General features: G+C 34.7%; 20 protein-coding genes and 3 pseudogenes. 4 read left to right on the forward strand and 19 right to left on the reverse strand.

Annotation, left to right across the window (positions count from 1 at the left end; translation table 11 throughout):
* Nucleotides 1–27: 27 nt before the first annotated feature.
* The 11 genes from AC1MGI_RS00885 to AC1MGI_RS00935 form a co-directional block, all read right to left on the reverse strand.
* A complete protein-coding gene (locus AC1MGI_RS00885; RefSeq protein ID WP_480347848.1) occupies nt 28–186 on the reverse strand; it encodes a hypothetical protein in 159 nt (52 codons plus the stop codon).
* A 34-nt stretch (nt 187–220) separates the two neighbouring features.
* A complete protein-coding gene (locus tag AC1MGI_RS00890) occupies nt 221–673 on the reverse strand; it encodes an SRPBCC family protein (protein WP_480347850.1) in 453 nt (150 codons plus the stop codon).
* Between the two features lie 157 nt (nt 674–830).
* The gene (locus AC1MGI_RS00895; RefSeq protein WP_480347852.1) at nt 831–1328 is read right to left on the reverse strand and encodes an SRPBCC family protein; all 498 of its coding nucleotides are present in this window, start codon (nt 1326–1328) and stop codon (nt 831–833) included.
* Nucleotides 1329–1658: 330 nt separating this feature from the next.
* Nucleotides 1659–2195: a sugar O-acetyltransferase gene (locus AC1MGI_RS00900; RefSeq protein WP_480347853.1), complete on the reverse strand. Its 537-nt coding sequence runs from the start codon at nt 2193–2195 to the stop codon at nt 1659–1661.
* Between the two features lie 89 nt (nt 2196–2284).
* Complete coding sequence (locus tag AC1MGI_RS00905) at nt 2285–2656, reverse strand: VOC family protein (RefSeq protein WP_480347855.1); 372 nt, start codon at nt 2654–2656, stop codon at nt 2285–2287.
* A gap of 477 nt (nt 2657–3133) precedes the next feature.
* Entirely contained in the window at nt 3134–3517 is a 384-nt protein-coding gene (locus AC1MGI_RS00910) for a VOC family protein (protein WP_480347856.1), read from the reverse strand.
* 100 nt (nt 3518–3617) lie between these two features.
* Entirely contained in the window at nt 3618–3896 is a 279-nt protein-coding gene (locus tag AC1MGI_RS00915; RefSeq protein WP_101221498.1) for an ArsR/SmtB family transcription factor, read from the reverse strand.
* Nucleotides 3897–4254: 358 nt separating this feature from the next.
* Nucleotides 4255–4833: a histidine phosphatase family protein gene (locus AC1MGI_RS00920; protein ID WP_480347858.1), complete on the reverse strand. Its 579-nt coding sequence runs from the start codon at nt 4831–4833 to the stop codon at nt 4255–4257.
* Between the two features lie 340 nt (nt 4834–5173).
* Complete coding sequence (locus AC1MGI_RS00925) at nt 5174–5563, reverse strand: YybH family protein (RefSeq protein ID WP_403068252.1); 390 nt, start codon at nt 5561–5563, stop codon at nt 5174–5176.
* Between the two features lie 127 nt (nt 5564–5690).
* The gene (locus AC1MGI_RS00930) at nt 5691–6080 is read right to left on the reverse strand and encodes a VOC family protein (protein ID WP_480347860.1); all 390 of its coding nucleotides are present in this window, start codon (nt 6078–6080) and stop codon (nt 5691–5693) included.
* A gap of 670 nt (nt 6081–6750) precedes the next feature.
* Nucleotides 6751–7938, reverse strand: a complete 1188-nt coding sequence (locus AC1MGI_RS00935) for an amidohydrolase (protein ID WP_480347861.1) — start codon at nt 7936–7938, stop codon at nt 6751–6753.
* 282 nt (nt 7939–8220) lie between these two features.
* Here AC1MGI_RS00935 and AC1MGI_RS00940 point away from each other — a divergent pair, with 282 nt between their 5' ends.
* Nucleotides 8221–8421 carry a DUF3311 domain-containing protein gene (locus AC1MGI_RS00940; protein WP_480347863.1) on the forward strand — a complete coding sequence of 67 codons (201 nt, stop codon included), beginning with the start codon at nt 8221–8223 and terminating at the stop codon, nt 8419–8421.
* Nucleotides 8418–9744 (forward strand): annotated as a pseudogene (locus AC1MGI_RS00945) (sodium:solute symporter family protein). Before AC1MGI_RS00940 ends, AC1MGI_RS00945 begins: the two are co-directional and overlap by 4 nt.
* Nucleotides 9745–9927: 183 nt before the next feature.
* Here the strand turns inward: AC1MGI_RS00945 and AC1MGI_RS00950 are convergent.
* The 4 genes and pseudogenes from AC1MGI_RS00950 to AC1MGI_RS00965 all read right to left on the reverse strand — a co-directional run bounded on the left by AC1MGI_RS00950 (nt 9928) and on the right by AC1MGI_RS00965 (nt 12256).
* Nucleotides 9928–10908, reverse strand: a complete 981-nt coding sequence (locus tag AC1MGI_RS00950; protein ID WP_480347865.1) for an LLM class flavin-dependent oxidoreductase — start codon at nt 10906–10908, stop codon at nt 9928–9930.
* Nucleotides 10909–10928: 20 nt separating this feature from the next.
* On the reverse strand, nt 10929–11213 hold the full coding sequence (locus AC1MGI_RS00955) for a DUF3219 family protein (RefSeq protein WP_480347867.1): 285 nt from the start codon (nt 11211–11213) through the stop codon (nt 10929–10931).
* 98 nt (nt 11214–11311) lie between these two features.
* Nucleotides 11312–11469: pseudogene (locus AC1MGI_RS00960) on the reverse strand (tRNA 2-thiouridine(34) synthase MnmA); the annotation flags it as partial.
* Between the two features lie 271 nt (nt 11470–11740).
* Entirely contained in the window at nt 11741–12256 is a 516-nt protein-coding gene (locus tag AC1MGI_RS00965; RefSeq protein WP_480347868.1) for a DUF2269 family protein, read from the reverse strand.
* 601 nt (nt 12257–12857) lie between these two features.
* Between AC1MGI_RS00965 and AC1MGI_RS00970 the strand changes: the two genes are divergently transcribed.
* Complete coding sequence (locus AC1MGI_RS00970) at nt 12858–13343, forward strand: DUF2975 domain-containing protein (protein WP_480347870.1); 486 nt, start codon at nt 12858–12860, stop codon at nt 13341–13343.
* Between the two features lie 240 nt (nt 13344–13583).
* Here the strand turns inward: AC1MGI_RS00970 and AC1MGI_RS00975 are convergent.
* From AC1MGI_RS00975 to AC1MGI_RS00990, 4 genes and pseudogenes are all read right to left on the reverse strand, one after another.
* Nucleotides 13584–13808, reverse strand: a pseudogene (locus AC1MGI_RS00975) (insertion element protein); the annotation flags it as partial.
* Between the two features lie 306 nt (nt 13809–14114).
* Complete coding sequence (locus tag AC1MGI_RS00980; RefSeq protein ID WP_480347871.1) at nt 14115–14855, reverse strand: metal-binding protein ZinT; 741 nt, start codon at nt 14853–14855, stop codon at nt 14115–14117.
* Between the two features lie 236 nt (nt 14856–15091).
* A complete protein-coding gene (locus AC1MGI_RS00985) occupies nt 15092–15508 on the reverse strand; it encodes a DUF1284 domain-containing protein (protein WP_480347873.1) in 417 nt (138 codons plus the stop codon).
* Between the two features lie 728 nt (nt 15509–16236).
* On the reverse strand, nt 16237–17280 hold the full coding sequence (locus tag AC1MGI_RS00990) for a YheC/YheD family endospore coat-associated protein (protein ID WP_480347875.1): 1044 nt from the start codon (nt 17278–17280) through the stop codon (nt 16237–16239).
* A gap of 163 nt (nt 17281–17443) precedes the next feature.
* Between AC1MGI_RS00990 and AC1MGI_RS00995 the strand changes: the two genes are divergently transcribed.
* Nucleotides 17444–18664, forward strand: coding sequence for an ATP-grasp domain-containing protein (locus AC1MGI_RS00995; protein ID WP_480347877.1), 1221 nt, complete (start codon nt 17444–17446; stop codon nt 18662–18664).
* Nucleotides 18665–18845 lie beyond the last annotated feature (181 nt).

Raw genomic sequence — 18845 nt, forward strand, 5'->3', positions numbered from 1 at the left:
AGTGTGTAGTCAGCCCTTCTTTCATTATCAAGAAGATCCAACTATTTTTATCCCTCGCGGCTGTGTACCGTTTGGATCTGGTTCTTTCGTAATGCCGATTTGATTGAATCGATCATTTGCTGGAAGCTTGTAAGTCAATGACCCTGTACCAGCTTCATCAGGCTTAAACGTGCCGCCATTTCTCATCTATCGAAACAAAGATTAAACAGAAAATCATTGTTTACAAGTTTTTCGCTTCAGCTACATTTTTAACACGTTCTAAAAATTCCACTACCACTTTTTCGGTAGCAAACAATAAAAATATTTTCACAAACCACTTTAACGGGCGATTAGTTACTGTATATTTAAAAGAAGTCTGATTATCATTCATTTTATTTAATTCATAATAAGCGGTAATTTCAAACATATTAGCCAGTGTAAAACCTACTTTTATCTTTTTCTTATTAGGTGCATTCGAATATTCTAATGTTTCTACATCATACTCTTCTATTCGTTTTCCTTCTCGATAACTTTGGCGATATACACTGCCAACCACTTCTTCAGTTATTTTAATAGGTTTGTGCTCAACTACTTGAGGCATGATTTCTTGCATATTCTCTAAAGAACCATCAAGAAACTTCCAAACCTGTTCAATTGGAGCGTTTATTTCGATGTCTTTTGTCCATTGTTTCATTGAAAATCACCTCTACCAACATTCTATACACTTCAATCAATTTACATCGAAATTTCTATAATAGATTAACTCTACCATAAAAAAGCGTCTCCACATCTTGTAGAAACGCCACCCATTTGTCCATAATCTAGTTCACTGACACACCTTTCAGTGATTTTTAGCCTGTATAGCTAACTTTGCCTGTCTCAACTAATTCCTTAAGTCCCATGAACATTAGATTCCAGCCATGTTCAGTTTGATCGTGATACTCTCCAAGCGCTTTTTCGATATCAGATTTCGTCCAATTTTCTTCATGTGGAACGACAATATGTTGTGAAAATGTCATTTCACAGCCTTGTTGAAGTTCTTTTAACTCAACTGTAATCGTGTCTACTGTATCGCTAAACTGTGGCATTTTAAAAGTAAACACTAATTTTATTGGAGCGTCAATTTCAAGATACTCCCCGATCGCTCGATAGTCTTTTCCACTTCGATGATCAACAATTTCCCAAGTACCACCTACTTTGGGATCATTTTGTGCTACCTTATTTGTCCCTTCCAATGTAAAGAACCATTTTCTCATCATTTCAGAATTTAACCATGCATCAAAAACTCTTTCAGATGCTACATCAAAATTTCTTACCATTGTTAAAGTGGTTGTTGAATAATTGTTCATGTTCATACTCCTCTATGTAATATAGTGTTCTTTCTTTTTTGCTTCCAATTCTTTAATTCTTACAATTCGTTCCAAACCTTTTAGCGGCTCTGGTACGAGCTCTTTCAGCTTTTTATGTTTATAGGATGATTATAACAGAACAAACGTTCCTATTGCAATAAATATGCATAAAAAGATTGGCTATATAATTAAGAAGTTATTGATTTTTGCTTAACACAACATAAAATAAAAAAGGTCGAACCATTTACGTATCTTAAGAAACGCCTGGTTCGACCTCACTATCATCCTCCCTCTGAAGAAGCGGGATTTCTCATACGGGAGGTCTGTAAATTAAATATTTTTTATGGTTTTTGCTGGATTTCCAGCTACTATCGTATTAGCAGGAACATCTTTTGTAACAACAGAACCAGCAGCAACAATTGAGTTATCACCAATATTGACACCAGGCAGGATCACACAACTACCGCCAATCCATACATCATTCCCAATCTTAATTGGTATCGCATAACCACTCTTGTTCCTATCCTTAGGTTCAATTGAATGACCAGCAGTATAAATACCTACATTAGGACCTATCATACAATTGTGACCAATCCTAACTTCTGCCATATCTAAAATCGTGCAGTTATATCCAGCATAGAAATGATCGCCAACATGAATATTGTAGCCCAAGTCACAATGAAAATTATGTTCAATACTAAGATTAACTCCTACACTCCCAAACAAATCCTTAATAATTTCCGCTCTCTTTGTAAAATCTTCAATAGCACTATGGTTAAAATCTTGAACAAGTTTATGGGCACGAATATTTTTCATTCGTAGTTCCTCAGTACCTCGTGCATAATAGATTTTCTCTTTATCATTCATACCTAATTTCATCCCTCAAATATAAAGTGAAACTTCAATCAGTGGGGGGTTTCTTCATCCCCCACTATGTTCCCATTTCAGCCTTTATTTCATCTGTGTTGATCTACAAGAATGGGATTACCATCAGGATCTTCAATTGTAAAACTGGCAGGGCCGTCGCTTGTTTCATCCGCTTCAGACAGTATTTTAATTCCTTTTGCTTTAAGCTGTTTCTGAATATCTCGAATGTCCGTAAACGAATTGAGATTTTTTCCACTTTCATTCCAACCTGGATTAAAAGTCAGAATATTCTTTTCGAACATTCCTTGAAATAGACCCATTATGCAACTTTCATTCTTCATAATGAGCCAATTTTGGGTGATATCCCCTCCTAAGACTTGAAATCCTAGATTCTCGTAAAATGATTTTGATTTGTTAATATCTTTTACACTTAAACTTACAGAGAATGCGCCTAGTTTCATATTTCCTCCAATAAAAAAATTAATAATTAAGAAAATTCATTGCGTAAATTAAGTATACATCATTACTTTGAAGAACACATTTCAGTTTGTCCAATTTTTATAAAGTAAAAACCAAAGCCCAGTTAGCTCAATAAGCCATATTCCATTAAATGGTCCTTTTAAAAAAGAAAGAGCGCAATTTTTATTCTGGAAAAGCGCCCTTTGAATAACAGAGGAGCCTCTATTAGCTGGTTAGTTAAAAAGCAGCTAAACTTATTGTAGAAACGTACCTGTTCGTTTAAGTGAACTTATTCACAATGTTACATTTCTTGTAGAATGAAAACAATCTCATTTATTTTTAAACCTTAAAAAGGCATAACCCCGTCCTAAAAATAGGACAGGGTTAACATAAAGTTGTTTAATTGTTGATAAAAAACACTTCACTGAACTTAAAACTTACTAATAAAGTCGGTAGAACTGGGATACTTCGTCATGAAGTTACTTCTGCGCTATCTGAATAAGGTTGCCGCATGTATCGTCGAAGACAGCTATTGTGACTTCGCCCATTTTTGTCGGCTCCATAGTAAACTTCACACCGTTTTCCAATAATCGTTTGTACTCTTTATGAATATCTACAACGCCAAACATTGTTGCTGGTATGCCTTCGGCAAATATCTTCTTTTGATACTCTTTGGCAGCAGGATGCTCATTCGGTTCGAGTAAAAGCTCGGTACCGTCATGATCATCGGGAGAAACAAGCGTAATCCACCTAAATTTCCCCATGGGAACGTCATGCTTTTTTACAAATCCCAGCTTTTCTGAATAAAATTCCAGTGCCTTATCTTGGTCTTGTACGAATAGACTGGTAACAATGATTTTCATACTTCTTTTGCCTCCTTTGATATTTACCACGTTAGTGCTCTGCAAACAATCTAGCTCCAGGCAGAAAAACCCCTACATTCGTCAGAAGTTTTTAAATAAATTACTCTATCCATCCTTTTAGCAAATTTTTAAGTGGTTCGTTGTTGAACATTAGTACTCGATATTTTCCCTTTCGTTTTGATTTTACGAGTCCTGCATCTTCCAATGCAGAAAGATGTTTAGCAATCGCTTGTCGGGAAATGGAAAGGTCGTGCTTCATAATAAGACGTACCGTAAGTTCATACAATGTCAACTCGTTACGTTCAGATAGTTCGTCTAATATCAATCGCCGAGTCGAATCGCCGAGTGCTTTGAATATAGCGTCTTTGTCCCAATTCATATATTGAGTATAAGCAACTTTACGGTTGCTTGTCAAACATAAGCAACTGCATGGTTGCGTGATAAAGGAACCGTATCATACAATCTTAACAAGTTAAAGTCACATATTTGTAGTTGTACCATTAAAAGTAATATAAACTGAATTTCAATAAAAAAGTGCATTAATCCTCGTTGGATCAACACACTAGTTAAATTAATAAGCACCTTGTATGTTTTTTAATTTTTTACACGTTTCTTCTTCAACTAACCTGCCCGCCACTTAAATAAGAAAAGTCTGCCATAGCACCCCTATATCATACTATAGTACCCTTTAGTTGAACTACAAACTCTTAACGTATAGACAAATACTAAGTTAAGAATTAGCTTTCAATTAAATGATTTGTACAATTATACAAATCACAATCCCATCCATTCTCATACTTTACCAGAGAAGTGAAAGACGTGTTACTTAGAGATTCTTCAATATTAAAATGAGGTACTAGCACTTTTAAAATCTGTTTAATGAATGAACCGTGACTAACGATTAATATCTTTTGATTAATATGTTTGTTGCTAACCTCTTCAATTATTGAAAGGCCTCTAGCAATAACACTATCCTCACTTTCAATTCCTAAATCTAATTCCCACCATTTCCCCCCCCACTTTAAAACCCTTTCCTCTTCAGTGGTTCCCTCAATTAATCCTCCACCTACTTCGCGGAGCCTAGAATCCAAATGGATTTGTATCCCAATTTTATCTGCTATAATTTCAGCAGTTTGTTGAGCTCTTAATAGATTACTAGAATAAACTATATCCCACTCTTCTGTTCTTAATCGTTCCGCAAGCTGATGTGCACCTGATAACCCCTCTTCATTCAATGGTATATCAGAATTCCCCTGTGCTCTGCCTCCCTTATTCCAAGGTGTACTCCCGTGACGAATAACCCCTACTTTAGTCATATATAGACTTCCACTCCCTATATTTAAATTCATCCTTGAATATTCCTATTAAATGTTTATATTTTCCTTCTTTAACTAAACTGCCCCGTTAGTCGAATAAAAAAAAAGCTAACGTAGCAGACTTTCTTAACTGAACTAATGCCCCACGCACCCGTACGTCCTACCCTGGCCACTGATATAATAGATTCTATTAAAAAAAGGTCAACCAGTAAAAACTGGCTAACCTTATAATACGAATCACCCGTTAGTTAAACGAGATAAACTATCTTTGTTACATATAAAAGGAACTTTTCGACATAACATAAATGCAGATTATACTCATAAATAATAGCATAAAAGTCTACATATTAATTAAGTCTGTACCATATGAGTTGTCGATTGCACAAAGCCATTCGCCTTGTGAATTTTTCTTAAACACATAGGTTGACCTTCTATCCATAGAATATTCCGTTTCATTTTTATCAGCCTCAAGTAGCGTTTGGGAAATAACTAATGCAGTATCTCCAGCTTCTAAAATAATCATTTCTCCCTGTGCTGGGACAAGACTGTTATTAAAATATTTCGCAATTTTAATAAATGCTTGTTTGATTTCCTCTTTTCCTCGTGCAATCATATCTGGTTTTACTACCAGAATCGCATCATCAGTATAGTAATTCTTCAGAGTATCAAAATCTTCCTGCTTTATTGCTTTATCACACTTCTTGATAAACTCCTTTAATTCGTGTTCCAAATTACACCATTCCTTATCTTTATAATTTTAAATTCTCCAATTAAGTTCTAATATCCTTGTTCCACTAAACTGCCCCGTTACTTCAATAAGAAAAGAGCCAGTAATAGCATCCTTTCTCTTTGCCTACTTATAGATCTTTTTGATTAACATTTAGTTCAATCAGATTACCATCTGGATCGGCACAGAAAATTTGTGCGTATCCACTTTTTCCGTTTGGTTTTTCAAGGATTTCAACTTCATTCTGTTTTAACCATTTAAGAGTGTCATAGTAGTTCTCAACTCCAAGAGCAAAGTGACCTTCTCTGCTGGATAAGCTTTTATCCTTACGAATCGTCTGTGAAGAGGGATCGACTATCAAGTGAAGTTGATGTCCCTCTATTTCATACCAAGCACCTGGAAACTCAAAATCAGGTCGCTGTATTTCTTTTAAACATAATGTTTTACCATAGAATTCTTTTGCTCTTTCCAAATCTGTCACAGTAAGACTCACATGATGGAGGCATTTATATTTAATCAAAATCTTCACTTCTTTCATTTCACCAATTTTTTTTACCTTAGTCGTTTTGTGGCTAAGTAAACATCAATCAACTGAACCCATTGATTGATGCTGATGGAAATTATCTTGTATATTCCGTTTTCCCTTTTCATCCAGAAAAACAGTTTGAACTTTTCACTGTAGACCTTAAACCTGGTTTTAGTCATATATCCGAAAAGCATATAGGTGAAGAATATGTACTTATACAACGTGGTATACTTACGCTCGATGTTTAAGGTGAGAAGTTTATATTAAACACTGATGAGACTACTAAATTTAATGCAAATACTGAACACACCTATATAAACGCTTCTGATGGACTGGTTAGATTCTATATAATTATCTCTTATCCCGACTAATATCTATGTCTAGTTTCTAGGTTAGTTTGATAGTCTGGTCGCAAGTATCCATTATTCAAGAACAAATATAATAATAGTGAAGATAAAAAAAGAGCTTGCTCTATACAATAGTAGTTACTCCATTAAATGGTCCTTTAACGAAGTAACATAACTGGCGTTGTTATCAGTCTCATATCCATGAAAAGATTGCGAAAGTAAGATCATATTACCTACAAACATTCCTCTAAGAAAAAGACGTTCATGAAGTCTAGTCTGTGACTTTGTGAACGTCTAGATTTTTAAATGACTTTATATTAATCTAATTCAAAATAACTACAAACTACTTCCCCAACAGATTTTGCTGCAACGAGAAGGGCATCTTCATCGATATCGAATTTCGGATGATGGTTGAAATACACCTTCTCTACTCCTTGAGGTTTACAGCCAATGTAAAAGAAAGTACCTGGAATCTTTTCTACATAATAAGAAAAGTCTTCTGAGCCAGAGAACATTGGGTATTCGCTTATTTCCCTAATTTCTGGTTCTTGACTGTTTTGAAGACTTGTCACAACAGCTTTGGTGATTTCTGGATCATTGATTAAAGGTGGATAATCAGCTGTATAAGTAAGTTCGCATTGAACAGCAAATTCAGTTTCGATACCGCGGACAAGACGGTGGATTTCTTGCTCAATCAACTTTTGTGTTTTTTCTGTCATGTAGCGGACATCACCTTCTAATTCGATCCGATCCTTTATGACATTAAAAGAACCTTTGCCATCAAATGAACCAATCGTCACGACTCCCATATCGAAAGGATTTAATCGACGGCTAATGACGGTTTGTACAGCAGTAACAAAATGAGCACCAGCAACGATCGCATCATTTGCTAAATGAGGTGAAGAGCCATGACCGCCAACACCTTGGATAGCTAATTTGAAATACGTTCTCCCAGCCATCGCATACCCACTTCGATATCCAATATGCCCCACTGGATTATCCGGGAATAAATGGACTCCATAAACTGCGTCTAAGTCATCGAGTAATCCCGATTCCATGATACTTTTTGCTCCACCTGGTGGTACTTCTTCAGCATGTTGGTGGATAATTTTGATCGTACCTGAAAGCAATGACTTTAATTGAATGAGACAATCAGCAAGTACTAGCATATAAGCTGTGTGTCCATCATGGCCGCATGCATGCATGACACCATCATTTTTCGATTTAAACGGAAGTTCCGTTTCTTCCATAATCGGTAGTGCATCAAAATCTGCTCGCAATCCAATCGTTTTTCCTGGTTTTTCACCCTTAATCGTCACGATGATGCCATACCCATTCCCCACATTCGTTTGAATGTCGACGTCTTTCCCTTGATAAAAATCAATAATATATTGAGCCGTATTTTGTTCTTTAAAGCTCAACTCTGGGTTTTCATGTAAATAACGACGAATTTGGATCATTTCTTCTTTACGAGCTTCTAACATTTTCATTAAATCGTTTTTCATATTCGCCTTCTCCTTCTTATGTATGATTGTATGATCTTTCTAGTAAACTTTTCATTGTTTGAATGACAATCAAAAGGAAGCAAGTAAAACCCTTTTACACAGTGATTTAGCCTACTACATCCAATTGGAAGATCATGACTCTATGTAAAGTATATTTTAAAATAATATTTACCGCAAATATATTTGAATAATTCAGAATTTTATCGATATAATATTTTTATAGTATTGATAATATAGTAGAGTAGATGAATTACTTATCAAAAAATCAGGGAGGAAAGGAGCATGAAATTTATTCATCTACTATCTCTCATACCGTTTATCGGGATGTTAGGTATGTTACCGTTTGTTAACAAAATCAAACCTTATGTGCTTGGAATGCCATTCATTTTATTTTGGATTGTCATGGGGGTCGTCCTTACATCTGTCATTATGGCCATCATCTTTAAACTTGACCCAAATAATAAGGAAGGTGATACACCGTGAATGCAGCTATTTTCATCATTTTCGGCTTTCTACTATTTTCAATTGTTTTAGGTATTCAAGCGAGAAAAGGAAAAAACATGGATTTGGAGCAATGGTCTGTTGGGGGACGTGATTTTGGGGCGATCTTTGTCTTTCTGTTAATGGCAGGCGAAACGTATACGACTTTCACATTTCTAGGTGCAAGTTCATGGGCATATGGGAAAGGCGGCCCAGCCTTCTATATAATTGCTTATTTGAGTCTCAGTTATGTATTATCTTATTGGATGTTCCCTGCCATATGGAAATATGAAAAGGAACGTAATTTGATGTCTCTCCCAATCAGACTTCTTTGTTAGTAAGTATAAGAGCCCATTCCTTGGGGTAATTGTTGCTCTGATTGGTATTGTTTCAATGGCTCCTTACATCGTTCTTCAATTAAAAGGACTTGGCATTATCGTTTCAGAAGCTTCTAATGGTCTAATTTCTCCAAATTCCACAGTTTGGATAGCGGCTATTTCCGTTACCGTCTATGTCATGATTTCTGGTATTCACGGATCAGCATGGACTGCTGCCATTAAAGATATTATGATCTTCGGTATTGTTCTTTTTATAAGTATATACATTCCTTTTCATTATTATGGTGGCATAGAGCCAATGTTTAGAGAGATTCAAGCAGCAAAGCCGGATTTTTTAACCATTCCAACTAGTGGATTAAGTATATCATGGTTTATTTCTACCGTTATCATAACTGTTTTAGGTGCTGTCATGTGGCCGCATATATTTAATGCCACCTATGCGGAAAAGAATGCAAAAGCGCTGCGCAAAAATTCGATTGTAACACCGCTATATACGCTTATATTGCTTTTCATCTTCTGCGTTGGGTTTGCTGCCATCGAGCAAGTTCCAAACCTAGAAGGTGCAGATTCTGATCTTGCTTTATTAAGGCTTTCTATCCAAACGTTTGATCCTTGGTTTGTTGGTTTAATCGGAGCTGCCGGTTTGTTAACCGCAATAGTACCAGGACCTATGCTGTTAATGGCTGACTCAACTTCATTTGCAAAAAATGTATATAAAGTATTTATTCCAACAGTAACTGAAAGACAAGTATCCATGCTTGCTAAATATTTTGTTCCTGTTTTATCACTCATTTGTGTGTATTTTACTTTAAATGGTGGACAAGGGACGATCGTGACGATGTTTCCATCATTCCCACAAGTGATTCAAGATTTAAACGTTGGGATAATTGCTTTAACAATAAATATTGTCATAACAGCCACTGTCAGTCTTTTTACAAACAAAAAAGTAACAGCAGATACCAGAAAAGAAAATTCACAATCCGCTTGATGAATAGATTGGATATTCAATGATTTAAGTGGAACTGTTCAATTTATTAATAAAATGGTGATAACAGTCCAATTAAGAAAATTATTTATTCGATAATTAATCAAGAAATGAGAAGTTAACCATTGATTAAGGGGGGGGCAGATATATAAATGGGCACCCTCTTTTCTATATTGTCCAACTATTTCATTTGATGCATTGTTCTGCGATTAATTGATAGGATTGATGCTTATCCTTTGGTGAATAAGTGATGGTTACAATCATGATTTCATCTGCTAATACATGGGATTGAATCTTTATTAGCTTACTTTTCACCTCATTCGGATTGCCTATAATCATTTTCTTTTTTATTCTTTCAATTGACTCTTGATCACGTGGATTTAATTGAAATTCTTTAGCTTCATCGACAGAAGGAACACCCTGGCTCCCTTCCCTATTCTCGTTTTGTAGTTGCCAAGTAATCGAACTTAAGGCAATTTCTTCTGCCTTTTGAGTAGTTTCTGCGCAAATTACTGATAAAGCCATAATGACGTAAGGTTTTTGGCCTTTTTTTCTTGGTTGAAATGAATGACGATATTGTTGGATGATTTCTTCCCCGTCTTCATCACTCATAAATTGTCCGAAACAATAAGCTAAACCATTTTCCGCTGCAAAATTTGCACTTTTTTTACTCGTTCCTAGCATCCAAAGTTCAGGACTAATTTGCGGTAACGGAGAAGCAGGTAATATGGACTCCTCATTATCTATGTATTTAATTAATTCTTTTACCAATTCGGGCATTTTATAAACATTTTCCAAAAAGTTGTCTGATAATGCATTTGATGCTTCCGCAGGACCACCCGGTGCCCTCCCGATTCCCACATCAATTCGATTTGGAAATAGAGTGGATAACAAGTGATAGGTTTCTGCCACTTTATATGGCTTATAATATGGCAATAAAACCGCCCCAGAGCCAATTCGTATATTTTTTGTGTTAGCTCCAATATAACCTAACATCACCTCGGGTGCGGAGCATGCAAGCCCTGGCAATGCATGATGTTCAGCAATCCAATAACGTGAATATCCTAATGTCTCCCCTATTCGTGCAAGTTTCATTGATTCCTGTAATGCATCGTGTGCCGTTTGATTAGTTGAAATGGGAGATTGATCTAAAATGCTTAATTTCATAAAATGAAATTCCCCCTCTTCTATTTTGTTCCTTCTTTTAAAGTCAGTTTAAATTCGCCAATTTGTCCTTTTTCGTATAGATTTGTAATAGATGTTGAATATTCTTGGATCTTTCCGTGGAACTCAAGATGCTTCTCGGGCACTATTACATCAAATGTTCCTTTATAAAGAAGTGTTGTTATGTCATGGTAGTCGTCACTTGTAACATAAAAAGTTACCGAAATTTCAATTCCATTTTTTTCCTTTTTCTCTTCATATTGTGTGATTTTGATTTTCGTATCATTTAGTTGAATTTCCTTAACCATTTCATCATCATCCCTTTCCCAAAAAAGAATAACACATCCTTAACCAGTTAATGAACTCTATAGCTTAGAAATGAAGCGTGTGATATGCATTTGTCGTTTTCTACACGCTCATATTGACCAGTTGCTATATAACCTGCTCCAAGACTTAGCCCATAATCGAGGAAAGCTTTAATTTTTATTTCTTTATTGCACATAACATCTGGATTGGGTGTTCTCCCACATCATATTCTTCAAGAAAATAAGTAAAGACTTTTTCTCATGTCCTTAGCTTCTTCAAATCATTACCTATCTGTATGAGGAAGAATCCCAAGAGTAATTGAAAAAAATAACTATTTTAAGGTGAGATCGATATAAAAATTATCAAATAAAAAAACGCCATTTTAATCTAACGGGTACCGTTATGACGTGCAAAATAGGAAATAGCACATCAAAAAAAGACTATATAACATTATCATTAGCGAATAAAACACTAAAAGCGTGGTTGTATTTAACCACGCTTTTAGCATTGTAATTAGCAACAATAAATTTTACAATTTTTGTTTCGGTTGAAGTTTTTTCTTTCTCCAAGGTTTTAAAAATGAAATAATAAATATGAAGATTGTGACGGCGACTTGAAAATAGACCGCATATTGTCTAATTTCGTCATTTTGAATAAAAACAGGATTACTTAAAGCCATTTCATTTTGTGTTTCCAATAGTTCCATATTCGCTACCATCAACTTGTCTACAACAAAGATGCCAACAATCGTTTGGATAATATAAAGAACAAATTTTACGCCAACCCATCTATGTTTAAAAAATCCCCAATTGGTACAAAAACCGTATATGAAACCTACAAGTAAAGTTCCAATTGCTCCCCATCTAATAATATTATCACTAATAATGATAAGGTTTTTATAGAAGAGATAGGACTCATCATATTTTGTCAAATCAATATGAAGATTTAATGCTATTGAACTCAAAATCCCCCCAAAAAATAATACGATCAGAAAAACGTGGATAATCTTTAGATACTTCATACCATTAGGTCCTATTTTTTTCATTTCCGATTCCCCCAAGATGCTCTATTGTTTTTTTATTTTGGAAAATGCTTGCATACCTTTTTAAAGGCTCCTTTAGTAAAGATTGTTGTTTTAATTCGAGAAGAGGTTGGTTGTAGTGGAAGGTGCGAGACTCCTGCTTAGAGAAGCGTGTTTAAGGGAGATCGCCCGCGAAAAAACGAGTACCTGTTAACGAAAATCAACCCAGGATAGTAGTGTACATATTATTTAAAAGCAACAAAGGATACTAAAATAGCCTTTTTAAAAGATGTCATCGATGTACTGGCACTATTCATTATAATTGGGAGAAAATAATTTCATAATGTGCTACGGTCGTATTTGTCTATACACCTGTAGTCTTATTTTTTTAAAAATGTTAGTTGAATTCGTAACAAATTCTTTAAATATAGGCTATGTTAAACTTTGTTGTTGATATTTGATACATGCGAACTAACGATAATGAGAAATGCTTTTTATTTTTGTTAAAATTAAAAGGAAATCTCAAATAACAATAATAATATAATAAAAAACAATGCATAATTATTGTATAACGATAAATTATATGCTAAAATCATGTTGTTATTAAATAAACGAGGTGTTTTAAATGAATGTTAAACGAGGTTCAACCACTTTCTTAAAGGTAATTATTTTTCTGGTTGGAATCGCAGTGCTTGCTTTGTGTGTCTGGTTGCCTGAGATAGCCGTTAGAGATGCAAGGGTACATCCAGATACGGCTTACTTCCTAATCCCCTTTTTAGTATGTGCATACGGATTCTGTATTGCGTTTTCTGTTGCGTTGTATCAAGCATATAAACTATTAACCTACATCGAAAAGAACAATGCTTTCTCTGATTTATCCCTTAAATCATTGCAGATTATAAAGAAATGTGCTTTTACAGTCATTTTCCTCATTTTGTTAGGAATAGTAAGCTTAAGGGTGCTTGCTCAAGTTACAGATAGTGATGATGCAGCGGGTCCTACATCATTATGTCTAATGGGTATTTTAGCAACAAGTATCATCGCAGCCATTGTGGACGCACTTCAAAAGCCATTAAAAAATGCCGCAGATATAAAGTCAAAAAATGAATGAATAACGGAGCTTTAAAACTTTGGATTGACACCCAGATGATATTTTGGAGTACAAAAGCGACGAAGACACTCAATAAAAAGTTATTACCTACTTCTAGCAGTAGTCTATTTAATTCACCAAGGCGGTTTTCTTATGGTCAAATATCAACATTAGAATTTAACATAGCCTAAATATAAAAAGCAACAGCTATAAAAACTGTTACCATTATCGCATATAGATTAGATCTTTTAATTTGAAAACTTACTCTGTTAAACCTAATCGTTGTGCTAGAGTCTCGACTTCTGATTTAAAACCTGTTGTTTAGAAAGGGATGCAAAAATTGTAATAAGTTCTCAAGATGGTATGAGCCATTTGTTCATACCTCGGATTGTAATTGAAATAAATACTTTTTCCATCACCTCTTGCCGTTACTAATGGGCGTTCTAACACGGATACTCTCCTTCTGATATGCTGTATAAAAGTGTTTACCCAATCTACCGTTCTTGCAGGCAAATTCGTTTAAATGGTCCTCTTATAATTGTCAAAATAGCATAAACATTGATAAAGCAACAAAAATAAAAGAGCGAAATCTTTGCGATTTCACTCTCCAAATGTACTGCTAATTATTATGTTGTACCTTAGAACGAAACCCGTTAATTTTAATCAAACTTTTTTTAAATGACGTTTCTTCATTTGCTGTTAAATATGTATTTGAGAGAAACTGTTAATATTGCCTTTTTCTAAAGCTCTATTTTATTCTATCGAACTAGCAGAGGAAAATAACGAAAAAAATTAATGTGCATTCATTTCTTCTGCAATTTCTTCTCCACTTAGATTAGAAAAATAATAGGTTGGCCAATTGTCTAATTCCTTTAAAAGAGTGCTATGATTTACATCTCCAAAATAAATATGGTAATGTTCTGCTTTTGTTGGATAAATACTATGATCACTGAATTGAACATGTTTTGGTACATCATCTACTTCTCCAACTAAATCAAATAAATAACGAACGCCTCTATTTCCGGATTCATAAGTCAAAATTTCGTAACCATGATACTTATATTCTCCTACCTTTCCTTCTCCATTTTTATAAAATGTCATCGTATCATTTTTTATAACGATTCGTTCAATATCTGTTTCATACCCAAATCTATAATATTCTTTGTACTCTTCAAAGGATTTATCTTTGTTTGTTTCTACTTTTTTCTGAAAGACCTCATCTAAAGTTCCATCTAATAAGTATGGATAGACTGATTGCCAATCTCCTTCCCAATCTGATAATTCCCTATCTTCAACTTCGTCATCTTCAAATATTCCTGAATATATTTCTTTCTGCTTTTCATCATCGTGATTATGGTTATGATTATGGCTATGATCGGTACCTTCTGTAGATTCAGAAGAAGAATCAGAAGAAGTAGGTTCAGAATCTGAGGAAGCATTTTCGACAGGTGTATCTACTTTTTCTTGACAGCCTGTAAGGACTATACCTAATAAGAAAAACACAAGTATTGATTTGATAAGTTCCTTTTTCATAAATAAAAGATCTCCTTTTCCATTTTAATAATCATCATAAATCGTAATAATTACTATTTATACCTTGTGAATATACTATGTTTAAAATCTTCTGTCAACATAAAACTTAATGATTGCGATTTGTGTGTTTTTATTGTTCATTTAAATTGCTAAATCGTTTGTGAATAAGCTGTCATATCAAGCCATCTTTTTAAAAAGAGCACCAACATGGAACTATTTAATAAAAGAGGGAGGTCTTATTTAACTTCCCTTAAGCCCTTCCTCTCAAGAATCTCTTGAATACCTTCTTCACAAACCCCATATAAACGCCAGGAACAAGTTTCACACACATTTTTAATATCGGCGGGTACGACATACTGTCGGATGTGCGACTCAACGTCCTCCCAACTCAGAACTTGTCCGACTTTGAGCCCCAATTTATCTAAAATTTTGGAATCTCTTTCATAAATATTGTTGTCCTGGCAGTGATATTCACCTGAGTTGGGGTACTTTTCACACAACTGATCAGGTCCCCTTACAAGCTGAATCCACGTCTTAGGGTTTTCTCTCAATGTTTGATGCAATTTAGTCATATTTTCAACGTATTCTTTTGAATAGCCCATTCCCCGATAGCCCAGAAGACAAAAAATATGATGACCTCGCAGCTTATACATAGATTCCCCCCAGTTCGACACGTTCATTAAACCCAATTGTTAACCGAAATAATTAATTAGTTAACTTAATTGTCATTATAACATACCTGATCAATTGGGAACTTTATACTCACTACAGAGTGTGAATCTTCAATAACAATTCAGCACAACGCAATTGGTACGTGTCGATGACGGAGAATATCCATTATTTCCCTCGTAGTGATGGCAAAAAAAGTTGCTAATAATATTGTTCCAGTTTGTTCAATGATCTTGCCATTTTTGTCATGAAGCATAATGTTTCCATTTTATACACGATAGCAAGCTGATCGACAGTCACTTTTCCTGATTTAAGTAACAAGGTGGCCAGTGCTATCCCTTGTATCCCCCACCAACGATAATGCAAGCCAACATAAGGACACCCTTTCATGTAAATCGAAATTATTTTGATTTATTTTTTAATTAACATTTTCACCATTATAATTGCAAGCATACTTTTTTATGTAAGGCTATATTAATGCTCGTTGTTGATTTTGGCACTACCATTGATTGGAGTGGAAGGAGTGAGACTTCTACGGGAAGCGAGTACCTGTAACGGAAATCATCCCAGGATAGTAGTATAAATAGAATTTAAAAGCAACGAAGTTTACGTAAACTGCCATGTAAAAAACATCTATCCAGAAGATAAATGCTTTAACAAAAGTATATAAGAACATCAAGCAATCTCGATTCTTCTTAAGAAGTTATAATGGTCACTCATTTACATTACGTTGGCTATTTTCAGCTAAATATTTAGCATATTGAATCGTATTTCTCGCTACATCTAATTCGCAATTAAATATTATTGGCGCACCTGGTCTCCAATTTACTTCAAATAACCACAATTTTTGATTTTCATCAATTCCAACATCAATCCCTAATTCATCCAATGACACATCATCATACAAAGAATCAAAGTGGTTCGAAAAACTTATTGCGAAATATTCAAGTGTTTTTTTTATATTATACCAAGAATCATCGAATTCTTTTTGTAAAAAGATATCCAGATAACCAGTATACCCCCCACTTCCGATATTTGGTGCAATGCTTCCTATAGTTCCTATGCGTGGATATATTGAAGTAATGACCCACTTTCCTTCGCCATTTTTTTGTACATGCAATCGGAAGTCATATACTTGGCCCGTTTTAATTTGACAGGAAATGAACTGTTGAGCTAAATACTGTTGTTCTTGAATCTTTCGAATTGTGAATTCGACCAATTCTTGCTTAGTATAAATAGATATGTCCCCAGTTTCATTCACTCTGTATTTATCAGTTCCTTCCTTTTCAATAAAAACGATCCCTTTTCCCTGATTCCCGGATACTGGTTTCATAATTACTTTTGGATAAAGACGGACCATTTGCATAAATCGTTTAGCGTCTATTAAATCCATAGAAGGTATCAGATATTGCGCAAACATTTCCCCTTTTTTTATCAGCTTATTAACATATGATTTATCACCAACTGAATGACTGGTAAAAGGAATGATTTCTGCTAAAAGATCCACGATTTCTTCTGCTTTATCCGTTAAAGGATAGCTGGCATTATAGATAACGTCAGGAAAAGGGAACTGCTTTTCCTGCCAAATTCCGTTCTCATATATTTTCCCATTAATCGTTTGGTTTTCCATATTTACTTTCCCAGGCGTGAAGTAAAAGAAGGGGATCCCTTCCGCTTTAGCTACTGCTGAGTACGCATAAGCTCTTCTCACTTTTTGCGGATCCTCCCGATGGTGAAGCATGCCAATTAATGTCATAACCGTTTTATCCCACCTTTATAAAATGCTGTTCTTTTAAAATATAAAACAAGGCTAATCTTTATTCCTATTTTTCGAATTATTGAGAACAATATTGGACCAACTTATATATTCTATGAGTATAGATCTAAAACAACAGAGACAGGTGGGGTAACATGACTTTATGAATACGATTATCTTTATTAGCTCTAATAAATCAGGATCCAGCAGAGAAGCTATAAAAGCTGCAGAGCGTCTTGGCTATTTAACCGTTCTATTTACAAATAAACAACATTTTATTGATCAAAGATTAGAATTTCCCGATGTTCATCAAATGATCTTCACAGAGCTATCTGATTTTGAGGCGTTAACAACAGGGATTCAAAAATTAAAAAATCGTGGACTAGTGATACAGGCAATCTTAAGTTTCGTAGATCCCTATGTAAATATCGCAGCAGCTTTAGAAGAAAAATTCTGTACAAGCGTTGTTTCTAAAAATCCAATTCTGAATATGGAGGATAAAGTTTTAACAAGAAATCTTCTTAAAAGCCTTCGATCTTCACCTTACTTTACCGTTTATACACCAGAAGATTCCTCAAAAAATTTCCTTAAGGAACAAAAAAATCATCTACCTTTAATAGTGAAATCTCCTATTTCAGCTGGATCGAAAGATGTCCTACTGGCAAATGACCTCTTTCAACTAAACTCAGCAATAAATAAACTATTAAATAAGTATAATGATACACCTATTTTAATCGAAGAATTTTTAACAGGCCCTCAATATTTAGTTGAAACATTAGTACACGATGGAACTATTACTATTGTAGCTGTTATTGAACAAGAAATTACGTTCCAAGAACGTTTTATCGTAACAGGATATAGCTTGTTAGCTTATATGGACAAACAGTTTTTTGATCATCTCTATGAAACAGTTTGTACAATTGTAGAAGCTTTTGACATGAAAAATGGTGCGTGTCACCTCGAATTGCGTCTCGTTCGAGGGAGATGGAAATTAATTGAGATTAACCCTAGAATTTCTGGCGGTGCCATGAATCGCTTGATTGAGGTGGGATATGGCATTAATTTAGTAGAAGAAACAATTCAGTTATTTTTAGGAAATCAACCGAATCTTACAAGCAAACATCGTAAGTACGTGTATGTACAATATCTAACTGTAGATATTGAGGGTAAATTGGTTAGTGTTACCGGGAAAAATCGTGCTAGTAAATATCCAGGGGTGCAAGAAGTGTTTATAAAACCACGCAAAGGAAAGATATTACGGCCCCCTTTATCGATGGGAGATCGTTATGGATACGTGTTAGCCTCCTCATATAATAAAGAAGAAGCCAAACAAATGGCAATAGTAGCAGCTAAAGAGATTCGTTTTAATCTTGAAAAACTATAATTATTGCGAGCAAAACTTGAAAGAAACAAGAAGCGCCTTTAGTTCTATTTCCCTTTTACAAATTGGACAGCCTATATAGGCCACTAAAACATCTAACTGAAGTTATTCAAAATACAGTGCTTCAATTTTCACATGAATCCCTATGAATCAAATGAAAATTAAATTGCCTCATAATGATTAA

It is taken from the genome of Peribacillus sp. BM1 (assembly GCF_056679975.1).